The organism is Moorena sp. (genome assembly GCF_982860115.1).
On the sequence record NZ_CEYLVT010000032.1, the window covers coordinates 35137 to 47465 of the forward strand.

Annotated in this window: 9 protein-coding genes; 3 read left to right on the forward strand and 6 right to left on the reverse strand. The window is 43.1% G+C overall.

Translation table 11 applies throughout. The annotated features are described in order from the left end of the window. Window positions 1-89: 89 nt before the first annotated feature. On the reverse strand, window positions 90-497 hold the full coding sequence (locus AC4II3_RS08205) for a hypothetical protein (protein ID WP_488011554.1): 408 nt from the start codon (window positions 495-497) through the stop codon (window positions 90-92). A 731-nt stretch (window positions 498-1228) separates the two neighbouring features. On the opposite strand from AC4II3_RS08205, the gene AC4II3_RS08210 reads away from it, so the two are divergent. The 3 genes from AC4II3_RS08210 to AC4II3_RS08220 all read left to right on the forward strand — a co-directional run bounded on the left by AC4II3_RS08210 (window position 1229) and on the right by AC4II3_RS08220 (window position 5908). Further along, window positions 1229-3241, forward strand: coding sequence for a protein kinase domain-containing protein (locus tag AC4II3_RS08210; protein ID WP_488011552.1), 2013 nt, complete (start codon window positions 1229-1231; stop codon window positions 3239-3241). Window positions 3242-3533: 292 nt separating this feature from the next. Next, the gene (gene pgeF / locus AC4II3_RS08215; protein WP_488011550.1) at window positions 3534-4319 is read left to right on the forward strand and encodes a peptidoglycan editing factor PgeF; all 786 of its coding nucleotides are present in this window, start codon (window positions 3534-3536) and stop codon (window positions 4317-4319) included. A gap of 62 nt (window positions 4320-4381) precedes the next feature. Next, window positions 4382-5908 carry a DEAD/DEAH box helicase gene (locus AC4II3_RS08220; protein ID WP_488011548.1) on the forward strand — a complete coding sequence of 509 codons (1527 nt, stop codon included), beginning with the start codon at window positions 4382-4384 and terminating at the stop codon, window positions 5906-5908. Between the two features lie 95 nt (window positions 5909-6003). On the opposite strand, the gene AC4II3_RS08225 is transcribed toward AC4II3_RS08220, so the two are convergent. The 5 genes from AC4II3_RS08225 to AC4II3_RS08245 form a co-directional block, all read right to left on the reverse strand. After that, window positions 6004-6849 carry a calcium-binding protein gene (locus tag AC4II3_RS08225; protein ID WP_488011546.1) on the reverse strand — a complete coding sequence of 282 codons (846 nt, stop codon included), beginning with the start codon at window positions 6847-6849 and terminating at the stop codon, window positions 6004-6006. A gap of 1041 nt (window positions 6850-7890) precedes the next feature. Beyond that, window positions 7891-9102: a calcium-binding protein gene (locus AC4II3_RS08230; protein WP_488011544.1), complete on the reverse strand. Its 1212-nt coding sequence runs from the start codon at window positions 9100-9102 to the stop codon at window positions 7891-7893. A 536-nt stretch (window positions 9103-9638) separates the two neighbouring features. Continuing rightward, window positions 9639-10370: a pre-peptidase C-terminal domain-containing protein gene (locus tag AC4II3_RS08235; protein ID WP_488011542.1), complete on the reverse strand. Its 732-nt coding sequence runs from the start codon at window positions 10368-10370 to the stop codon at window positions 9639-9641. A 173-nt stretch (window positions 10371-10543) separates the two neighbouring features. After that, window positions 10544-10741, reverse strand: coding sequence for a hypothetical protein (locus AC4II3_RS08240; RefSeq protein ID WP_488011540.1), 198 nt, complete (start codon window positions 10739-10741; stop codon window positions 10544-10546). A 58-nt stretch (window positions 10742-10799) separates the two neighbouring features. Then, the gene (locus AC4II3_RS08245; protein WP_488011538.1) at window positions 10800-11942 is read right to left on the reverse strand and encodes a calcium-binding protein; all 1143 of its coding nucleotides are present in this window, start codon (window positions 11940-11942) and stop codon (window positions 10800-10802) included. Window positions 11943-12329 lie beyond the last annotated feature (387 nt).

Sequence of the window (12329 nt, forward strand, 5' to 3'; positions counted from 1 at the left end):
AACTTTTAACTTTTAACTTTTAACTTTTAACTTTTAACTTTTAACTTTTAACTTTCAACTTGAACACCATATTTGTGTCTTTAGATTACCTATCGTCTATCGATGACAAACAGCGTATCAAGGTCTCTGAGATAATAAAGAGCAAAGCAAGCTGCTAACATTGGCCATGCAGCAAAAAATAGCAAATTCGGATCAGAAAAGGGGCTTAGATATTGCTTATAGGAGGAGAGAGTTGATACCCCATGAAATACTAATACGCTACCATAAGTAAATCGTTTTTTCCACCCTAGTAAAAATCCGATGATGATGACTAGCTGGATAGCGCCAATAATAATAAAAATGCTGTTACCGAGTCCACTAATAAAGTAAAAGTTTTCATAGACTGCAGCTGCATGTTCAGGACGCACAAATTTATCGATCGTCCACATCAGCATTACTAGAAAAACACTGAGGCGCAGTAGAAACAAAACTAGGGGAATTCGATTAGATGCTCTCATGGTAGTTAACAAGTAATAGATCGCAAGTAATAGATCGGATAACAGAATGATAGATCAGATTATATCTGCTAGCGTCGTTATTTTATACCTAGGCATAATGAACCACCATGGTAAGCATTCAGGTATCAGCCGTTAGCCTTACCCACTATGAATCCATGACTTCCGTGACAGAGTATAGTTCCTAAAAGAGGTTGTTCCCGTAGCATGGCCTTTTGGCCAAGGTTTAATAACTACCTAACCTGTAACCTGTAACCTATAACCTATAACCTATAACCTATAACCTATAACCTGTAACCTATAACCTGTAACCTATAACCAGATTGCGATTGACCTACGGTCACGCTACGCGATTAGCCCGAAGGGCTACGCTACGCGAACGCGTTTGCTGAAATTCTGCTAAAATCATTCATTGAAGGTAAAATAATCAGTACCCTTAATCCTAAGGATTGGTCAACAGCTCAAATCCTTAATCCCATCATTTAATCCGATTAGCCAAATTTCACCGGAAAGCGAAAAGGGCTGGCCGCTACTGTAGCCGATTAGCCAACCGCTAAGTCTAGCATCTACGGCTAGCATCTACCAAAACCATCCTGATACCAGGGAATTTCTACCGTAAGTACTACCGTATGCCATTTAACTGTGACATGCTCCCTCTTAAGAGGAAAATCATGAGGAAAAAACTACCCTCTTAATGGCCTAGTCATACCCAAATTCCCTGATGACCTGCCAGTATGATCTGCTGTCTTAATCCCGAATGCCAGAATCCCATTAATCCGGATGATAACCAGTTTTGCCAAAGCTGTGGTAACAAACTAGTAATCTTGAAAAACCGCTATCGTCCGATTCGACCCATCGGAGATGGGGGATTTTCCAAAACCTATTTGGCAGAAGATAGGGATAAATTGGATGAATACTGTGTGATTAAGCAGCTAGCGCCCCAAATTGAGGGAACGAAGGCACTCAAAAAGGCACGAGAATTATTTGAGCAAGAGGCAAAACAATTGCAAAGGCTGGGACAACATCCCCAAATCCCTACCTTGCTAGCTTACTTTGAGGAAGATCAGCGCTTGTATTTGCTCCAAGAGTATATCGAGGGGAAAACCTTAGAGCAAGAGTTGGAAGAAGCAGGAGCATTCAGTGAAGACAAGATTAAGGATGTTTTATTTGAACTGCTAACTATTCTCAAGTTTGTCCATCAACAGAAGGTGATTCACCGAGATATTAAACCAGGTAATATCATTCGCCGTCCTGCTTCGGGTCAAGGATCTGAAAAAAAGAGTCAGCTAGTACTAATCGATTTTGGGATAGCCAAGCAATTGAGGGCTACGGTCATGGCTAATATCACTGGCACCACTATCGGTTCCTTTGGCTATGTGCCTATGGAACAAATGGAGGGAGGTAAAGCCTATGCTGCTAGTGATTTATACAGTTTGGGCACGACCTGCTTTCATTTGCTGACTAATGTTCACCCTTGGGATTTGTGGAAGAAACAAGGCTATCGCTGGGTAAATAGTTGGCGAAAGCATTTAAAGCAACCGGTGAGTGAGCAATTGTGGTGGATAATGGATCGGCTGCTTCCAGAAAGCTATCAGCACCGTTATCAGTCTGTAGACCAAGTCTTGGAGGTGTTGGAGTTTCAGTCTGCCACCCCTGCTAATCCTTCTCAATCTACCTCTAAGTATCACGAGTCCTTTCTTAATTTTTTAACGTCATTAAAACAAAATGACCAGTTAAAAAAACAAGTCATGATGGGAGGAGTTTCTTTATTATCTCTAGGGTTAATTACTCAAGGATATGGATATTTGAGGTATCAAATTTTTCCGTCTAATCTAAGTTTTTTGATTGCTGGTTTACCCAGCAGTACATACCTCAAAACTACTCTCAATGGACACACTAACTCAGTGCGTTCTATTGCTGTTAGTCCTGATAGTCAATATTTGGTAAGTGGTAGTAATGATCATACTGTAAAAATTTGGAATTTGCCGAAAGCTGAGTTAGTTAGAACCCTGAATGGCCATGATGGTAATGTTTATTCCGTTGCTATTACTCCTGATGGAGAAACTATTGCTAGTGGTGGCGATGACAACACTATCAAGATTTGGAATTTGAAAACGGGTGAGCTGAAAAAGAATCTTACTGGTCATCAGGGGTTTATTAGTTCTGTTGCGATTAGTTCCGATGGACAAACCTTAGTAAGTGGAAGTTATGACCACACTATCAAAGTTTGGGATTTACTTACTGGTAAGCTGAAACAAACCTTAACGGGGGAAACGAATTGGGTTAGTTCGGTGGTGATTAGCCCTGATGGCAAAACGTTAGTTAGTGGGAATGGGGGCAATACGATCAGAATTTGGGATTTGGATACAGGTAATCTAAGAAAGACCCTAAACGGTCATAAAGATTCCGTTGTTTCTCTAATCATTAGTCCTGATGGTAAAACATTATTTAGTAGTAGTCTAGACCGTAATATTAAAATTTGGGATTTGACAATTGGTGAATTAAAAAATACCTTGACAGGACATATATACTATGTTCATTCTCTGGCAATTAGCCCGGATGGTAAAACATTGGTTAGTGGTAGTGCCAATAATACCATTAAGGTTTGGAATTTAGAAACGGGTGAGTTAAAAAATACTCTAACTGGTCATACAAACTGGGTGAGTTCTCTGGCGATTAGTCCCGATGGTAAAACCTTAGTCAGTGGCAGTAGAGATGATAGTATTAAACTTTGGAAGTTGCCTTAAATTATGACAGTAAACTGGTGTTAATTTAAAGTTTTAGGTTATGACAGTAAGGGAGTAGGGAGTAGGGAGCAGGGAACAGGGAAATCAGAAGAGGCAATAAGGAATAGGGAATAGGGAATAGCGATGCGCTGGATCAAGACAGGGAATCAAAGTCAAAGAAGACTGTACCTCATAACTGCGAGAAACGCTATAGGATTGAAATCCACAATAGTTTAAAGTCATAACAGTTTAAAGTATAAAGTGTAAAATTGAAACGGTAAACTGTAAAGTGTAAACCGTCAACAAAATTTAAATGCATACCTGGCACTGGGACACTTGGAACAATTTGCCCTATTTAAGGAGTAGCCTATTGAAGCAATGGAATCACGGCTTCTTCACCTCAGCATTTTCTCCCCGTTCTCCTGAAGAAATGGTCGATGTACTCCAGCCTGATGCCCAGGTGTATCGAGTTAAACAGGTTCACGGCAATACAGTACTGACTCCTGGAGAAATTGAAAGTACCCAAAACGGTGAACCAGACTCCAATAAACCACCGGCTGATGGTATTATAAGTGAGGAAGCTAACCAAGCTGTGTGGGTTTGTACGGCAGATTGTACGCCCTTACTGATTGGGGATATGGAAACGGGACAGGTATCAGCAGTTCATGCGGGTTGGCGGGGTACTGCTCAACGGATTGTTCCTAATGCGATCGCACGATTGCTAAACAATGGTAGCCGTAAAGAAAATCTACGCATTGCTCTCGGTCCAGCAATTACAGGGGAATGCTATCAGGTATCAGAAACCGTGGCGGCTGAAGTGGGAGCTAGTATTGTATCTACTGATCAAGGGGATAGCACCGAATCAATTCTGGGGGTGTTGCAGCAGCTAGACGACTCCCCGATATTAGAGGACCCGAAACCGGGACGAGTACGCTTGGACGTGCGGCGCGTGAATGTCTTACAGTTGGAACAATTGGGCATTGATTCAGAACAAATTGCGATCGCACCCCACTGCACTTACTCTGAACCGGAGCGTTTCTTTTCCTATCGGCGTAATCAACTTAAGAAAGTTCAGTGGTCTGGTATTATTAGCTATTGAAGCTAGGCCAAAGCCTGGCAACGGAACCGGTACGACAATAGCAAAGAAACGTCCTTGAATCCATGCCACGCACCCCTAGATTAACGTTTGACCGGGGAACTCTGATTTTGCATCCACCACCGAGGGGCAACGCTTGGGTGGAGTATGCGACTTGGGATGATCGGGTAGAGAAGTTTCGGATTAGAGGAATTCACTATCGTCCTCTGGTAGAAAGCTTACTCAGAGATAAGGTTGATTTTATTGATGATGCTAGGGAATTTGTTCCTCTGGAACTAGTATCTAGTTTTGAGATGGAACCTTATCCCCATCAACGGGAAGCTCTGTTGGCATGGAAGCGAGCCGGTCGTCAAGGGGTAGTGGTGCTACCAACGGGAGCAGGTAAGACTTATCTGGCCCAGTTGGCAATGCAAGACACTCCTCGTAGTACCATAGTTGTGGTACCAACCCTAGATTTAATGCACCAGTGGTATGCTCAACTGGAAGCAGCCTTTCCAGATGTGGAGGTGGGAGTGTTGGGGGGTGGTTCTCGCGATCGCACGCCTATCCTGATCGCCACCTATGATAGTGCCACTATTCATGCAGAAACCTTAGGGAATCTGTACGCTTTGGTGATTTTTGATGAGTGTCATCACTTACCTACGGATTTTTATAAGGTAATTGCGGAATATGCGATCGCACCCTATCGGTTAGGACTGACAGCAACCCCAGACCGCTCCGATGGCCGTCATTGGGACCTTAATGGTTTGATAGGACCAGAGGTTTATCGGAAAAGCCCTGATCAATTGGCAGGTTTGGCACTAGCTGACCATAAGGTAATTCAGATTAAGGTCAAGCTCTCCCAAAAAGAACGCGATCGCTATAATTCTTGCATGGCGTTGCGCAATGATTTTTTACGGAGCTCCAACATTCATCTCGGCAGTATTAAAGGTTGGCAGCAGTTTGTGATGGCAAGTGCGCGATCGCAAAGCGGACGCCGTGCCATGTTAGCTCACCGGGAGGCTAAGGAAATTGCCTTAGGTACCGATGGAAAATTAAGGATTTTGCTAGATTTACTGGCTCAGCATTATCCAGAGAAGATGTTAATTTTTACCAATGGTAATGCTACACTTTATCGCATTTCTCAAGAGTTATTAATTCCCGCGATTACTCATCAAACCCCAGTCAAAGAGCGTCATGATATTTTGAAGCGATTTCGGGAGGGAGAGTATCGCTGTTTAGCGGCATCCCATGTGTTGAATGAGGGAGTGGATGTCCCCGATGCGCGAGTAGCGATTATCTTGTCAGGCACCGGTTCATCTCGGGAGTATATCCAGCGCTTGGGTCGGGTATTGCGTAAAGGTAAAGATGGGGAGAAGGTAGCGTTATTGTATGAAGTAGTAGCCGAGGATACCTCTGAAGAACGAACCTCTTGGCGTCGCCATGGTGGTGGTAGCAAGAATGAACCGCGAAGGCGCAAACAGCCAGAAGGTGCCAAGACCGGTAAGCAATTGGAGCTCTTGCCAGAGCAGGGCTATCAGATCAAGCCTAAGAGTAGCCCCAGGGCGGCTGAGTCTAAGGGCAAGTGGGGAGAAGAGGATGATGAGTTTTAAGTTAGATGATCAGGTGATCATAGAGTATTGCCCCCATTTCCAAATCTAGGGATTAGGGGGGCAATATTAACTAAATTTACTAAGTTCTATTGAACCTAAAACATTACATGATTAGGGTTGTCAATATCAAAATCAGTCGAACCTTGGAAGACAGCAATTAAGTCCCCGTTGTAATATAGATTGTTGCCCGACAGCTCGTAATCAGCTATACTCCCGCCGAGGCAAACTTTATCACCTTCTGCCCCATTAAAGTCAGTGATTGTAGCGTATCCTGAGTCACCATCATTAATGTAGCCAATCTCGGTGATATAACCCTTTTTAACTAATACATTTTTACCTAATACGAATTTATCCGCACCCGTGCCACCAGTTAGGATGTCCAGTTCCCCTTGACTACTAGCTTGATAACCCTGGAGAGTGTCATTGCCAGAGTCACCAAATAGGGAGTCATTCCCTGTACCACCAAATAGCAAGTCGTTGCCAACGTCACCAATCAGCAAGTCGTTGCCATCGGCACCAATCAGGGTGTCGTTGCCTGTACCACCAAATAGGGAGTCGTTGCCAAAACCACCGTGAAGAGTGTCATTACCACCATTCCCATACAATTCATCATTGCCAGAATTTCCCCAGAGGTAGTTGTTGTTATTTTGACCAACGATGATGTTGTCGAGGGTGTTACCATAGCCGTAGTAAGCACTCTCAGTCAAGTTCAACTTTTCCACGTTGGGGCTGGTTCCTAGGTTGTAGCTGATGTAGGAGCTGATTTGATCAATACCCTCACCAGGGTTTTCAATGACTACATCCCCTGTGCTTTCAACCACATAGATGTCATCGCCCGCGCCACCAATCATGGTGTCGTCGCCCATGCCACCATCTAAGTAGTCTGGGCCAGGGGTACCACAAAGGTTATCGGGGCCGTTGGTAGGAGTGGAATTTGCCATATCATTTATTCCCTATCGATTGCAATTGTTGTAAAAGTTGTGAATTGTTCTGTTCGGAAAGATTTCCCCTATTTGTCTGAGTTACATCTTGAAAAAATATTCAAGAAATACTCATTATTAATAGTGGAACTTAACAAACCCAGTTTATGGGTCAGTCAAGGGTAATTTTGATCAACCTGATGTTGACCGTTACAGATTTCCAAAAAATCACAAAAATGCCTCTCTTAGTAGCGTCAAAAAACTGATTACTTAATACTACTAAATCGTGATTTTATTGATAATCTGTTGATTGATTAATAGGTCAGTTCATCTAACAATCAAGTCGATCAAGTCAATTGGTTAGACCCAATAGACCCCTTGATTAGTGGAGCACCATGAACTGATATATCCAAGACAGATAGTTTGAATCTGGAACTAAGTAATTAGCGCTTCAATTAAGTATTGCTATTGATGGCTTACTTAGAGCCAATTGGATTATATATCTAACTCGGATAAAAATTATAACGTTTACAAATTATTCACTAAACCTTTAACTATGTCAAGGTTTGATAAAGATGAGAGAAAATTATGCATAAAAGTTATCAATTCGGTCCAAGGGGGCTCAGAAAGGTAAGCAGTTGGAGTTCCAGAGGTGATCAGGTTAACAATAGAAGTAACCCCAAGGCGGCTGAGTCCAAGGGGCGATGGTTAAAGGAGGATGATCAGTTTTGAGTGTGATGATCAGCTGATCATGGAGTATTGTCGGGATGGGTAGTTATTCTTGTTTGACAATATTCCTGGAAGAATATTGCTTTAAATTGGTATAACCTGTATAATTCACCTTAGGACTTACTAAGCCTACTAAACGTCGTAAGTCCTAAAGATAGTATCTTCCTCAAAGGGTGATAGTGTAATCTGGTGATGGGGTGGTAGGTATGAATGCAACTTAGTACCAACACCCCTCTCTCCAGGTCTACCATGAGCAGCTTTCCCCTAAACTCTACAGAGCGAGTAAAGCAAACAATCCTACTTCTCACCCGGTTAGATCAAGTCCTTTGGCGACTAGACAGAGATAAAGTCATTAGCGGTCAGTAAACCACTAGAATCGACATAAGCAATGTCTTCTGCACCTAAGCTAATGCGAGTACCGTTGGTAATAGAAACACCAGATATTGTACCTGTGAATGAGCTTAAGGTGTAATTGGACAATGACCCGGAAATCTGGATCTTGTCAGAGTCAGTTTCGCCAGCGAAGTTAAATCTGTCGAAATTGTCAATGACAGCGTAATCTAGACCAGCACCGTTGTAATAGATCGAGCCACGGGTGCCCAGGATAATCAGATCCCTGGCAAGAGCATCACCAGGATCAAGGATATCAATTTCACCAACACCGTCCACAAAACTGTTAGTACCGTTAAGGGTATCTGAGCCGAAACCTCCAACTAGGGTATCGTTACCACCTGCGCCAGTGAGGCTGTCATTGCCAGAACCACCGGTGAGGCTATCGGCTCCCGAACCACCGTTGAGTCTGTCATTCCCGGCATCTCCATTCAGAGTATCATTGCCAAAACTACCGCTGAGTATGTCATTCCCGGAACCACCATTGAGAGTATCGTTCCCAAAACTACCGTTGAGGTTATCATTGCCAAAACTACCGTTTAGTATGTCATTGCCAAAACCTCCGTTGAGAGTATCATTCCCAAAACTACCGTTGAGAGTATCGTTCCCAAAACCTCCGTTTAGTATGTCATTGCCAAAACCTCCGTTGAGTAAGTCATTCCCGCGATCTCCATTCAGAGTATCATTGCCAGAACCACCATTGATTGTGTCATTGCCACCATTACCGTCGAGACGGTTTGCGCCGGTGGTACCGATGATTGTCTCACCCCCCTGAGAGCCCTCGACATTCTCAAAATTGCGAATTGTTTCGGTATTACCTCTAAAAACTGAGGTGGTCTCAGTTGCCAGGTTGATGGTGACCCGACCGGAAACAAATGTGACATTGGAATAATCAATAGTGTCGATTCCTGAACCGCCATTGTGAATGTCGAAATTAACAGCATCGTCGTCAATTATGGTATCATTACCAAAACTACCAATGGTGGTGTCGGTTCCAGCTCCACCATTGAGTGTGTCGTTACCAAAATTACCAATGAGTGTGTCGTTGCCGCCCAATCCATTCAGAATGTCGTTACCAAAACCACCATTCAGACTGTCGTTAAAAGGACCACCATTGAGTGTATCGTTGCCAAAACCGCCGAATCTCACTACCATTTTTTTCTCCTTGTATATTCTTACGTGCTGTTTTTACTTGTTCTATATACTCATCTCTAGTAATTCGGATTTTTACGCAAAACTCTCTGGAAAATTTCAAAAATATCTAATTAATTAACCGGGAAGGGGCAAACAGCCCGTTAGAGTGGAGATTGGTAAGCATTTGGAGTTCCAGGGGTGATCACGTCAACAATAGGAGTCGCCCGAAGGCGGCTGAGTCCAAGGGGCAGTGCTCATAAGAGGATGATCAGTTTTGAGTGGAATGATCAGGTTATCATAGAGTATTGTCGGGATGGTGTAGTGATTCCTGTCAAACAATATTGTTTGAACAATATTGCTTTTATGGATATAAGTTGTATAATTTATCTTAGGACTTACTAAGCCGACTAAACCTTGTAAGTCCTAAGATCGTATATTCATCAAAAGGTGATCTGGTGATGGGGTGCTAGAGATCAATTGAACTTGGTATCAACACCCCTTTCCGCAGGTCTTACCTTTTTGTCAAAACCAAACTTCAGTGTTGAAAACCCTCAAAGTTATAGGTCAGGGGTAGTGAAATAGTCAAGATTCAGTGTGTAGTTGGTATCACCACTGAACTGATAGACTTGGACGAAGTAGTCGCCGGAAAGGTTAATATCTAGGATTTCTTCTGAGCCAATGCCAAAACCATTTGAAGTGCGAATGACTTCGCCACTGTCAACCAGACCATTATTATTAATATCTTGGATTACTCGGAGATCGGCATCACTACTGAGTCCCTCAAGCTTAATGTTCACCCCCTCGTAAAACCCAATCGAAAACTTGTAGGTATCAATGGTATCTGTGTTACCCACAAAACCATTTCGGCTATCATTGTCTGACAAGTTACCAAAATCGTGTTCTGTGTGAAGTATGTTACTAGGATCGGAGGTGGATAAGGCGATATCGTAGGAGACAGAGCCATAGCTACCTGGAGCATAGCGCTCGACTTGGGCAAAGTACAGACCCGTCACTTGATCTGCAAGGTTAATTGACTCATCACTATCTCCGAATCTGCTGGAACTGGCAATTTGCTGGTCTGCTGAATCAAAAACGCCATTGAAATTGCTATCCCGAAATAGCTTGAGATCAGCATCGTCTCCAGCACTGATATCAGTTATGGCAATATTAATGTTTCTGGTTCCATTAAGACGGAACTCGAAGACATCTTTAGGATCATTGGGTGTGACAGAGAAACTATCGAATTTGACGGGAGTGTTTGTTAAAGTACCAAGGTAATAATCAGCCATTGTTTTTTTCCTGATCGTAATGTTTTGAATTTAGTTAGAGTAAGTAATTCTTCTTTATGACTTACACAATCCTATGATTGGTTTTGTCATTAAGAGTATGCAGTTTTTCCTTGCTCTATATACTCATCTCTAATAATTCGGATTTTTACGCAAAACTTTCCGAAAAAAAAAAACTATATATAGTTTACCAAAAGCGAACGCCCAAACAGCCCGTTGGAGTAGAGACGGGTAAGCAGTTGGAGTTCTTGCCAGGGTTGATCAGGCCAACCATAGAAGTAGCCCCAGGGCGGCTGAGTCCCAGGGGCAGTGGTCACAGGAGGATGATCGGTTTTGAGTACGATAATCAGGTGATAATAGAGTATTGCCCCCATTTCCAAATCTAGGAATTAGGGGGGCAATACTAACTAAACTTACTAAGTCCTATTCACCCTAAAATATTGCATCAGAGTGAATATTAAAACTGATGTCATCTTGGAAGACGGCAATTAAGTCTCCCTGGTAATATAGCCTTGTATCTAGTGCTGATGTACCACTAACATTACTGTAATTGACAGTGTAATCACTGATACCACCACCGAGCTGAACTTTATCACTTTGTGTCCTATCAAAGTCAGTGATTGTCGCGTATCCAGAGTTACCATCACCAAAGTAGCCAACCTTGATGCCAAAAGCATTGTTACCTAATGCGAAGGTATCCGCACCCGTGCCACCAGTTAAGATGTCCCGTTCGCCGGAACTACTACCTCCATAACCATAAAGAGAGTCATTACCAGAGCCACCGGTAAGGGTGTCGTTGCCCAAGCCACCATACAAGTAGTCATTGTCAGAGCCACCATAAAGGGAGTCGTTGCCTAGATCACCGAGAAGAACGTCAGTACCAGCCTTCCCATACAATTCGTCATTGCCAGATTTACCCCAGAGCAAGTTGTTGTCACTGTTACCACTGATGCTGTTGTTGAGGCTATTACCGTTGCCAGCGTAAGCACTACCAGTCAGGGTCAAGTTTTCTACGTTGTCTCCTAGGGTGTAGTTGATCGAGGAGTAGACTGTATCAATTCCCTGATTGACGTATTCGGTGACCACATCCCCGGTGCTCTCAACCGAATAGATGTCATTGCCCGTGCCACCATACATCGAGTCATTGCCTGTATCACCGATAAGAGCGTCATCACCAGCATTTCCATACAATTTGTCATTGCCAGATTTACCCCAGAGGACGTTGTTGGAACTGTTACCATTGATGATGTTGTTGAGGCTATTACCGTTGCCAGCGTAAGCACTACCAGTCAGGGTCAAGTTTTCTACGTTGTCTCCTAGGGTGTAGTTGATCGAGGAGTAGACTGTATCAATTCCCTGATTGACGTATTCGGTGACCACATCCCCGGTGCTGTCAACCACATACCTGTCATTGCCCGTGCCACCATACATCCGGTCACTGCCTATACCACCATTAAGGTAGTCGTCGCCAGAGCCACCAACCAGGGTGTCGTTGCCACCGTAACCATAAAGATAGTCGTTACCAGAGCCACCATAACCATAGTTGTTTAAGTTGTCACCGATGTAAGTTACCATGTCCTTTGCTCCGTATCGATTGCAATTATTTTAGGATTTGTGGATTGTTCTGTTCGGAAAGATTCACCCTATTACTCTGAGTTAAATCAAGAAAAATTTTTCAAGAAATATTTATTCTTAAGAGGATCTGTTTTGCCATTAAGAGCATCAGGCCTTTTTGACTGCCCTCACTTTGTAAATCACTCCGAAAATCCAATTTTTCTACAGTTTTATATAAAGTTTTGTAACGGATAAGTACCTGGACAAAAATAAACCTCACTTCTTGATGCAGCGCGGTATTAACTTGTGTAAAGTTACCAAAAGTCCCTCTGCTCCCTGCTCCCTGCTCCCTGCCTCACAGGGGTAGGTTTTTTACATTTGGGTAAAACATGGGACGAGCCAGAGGGA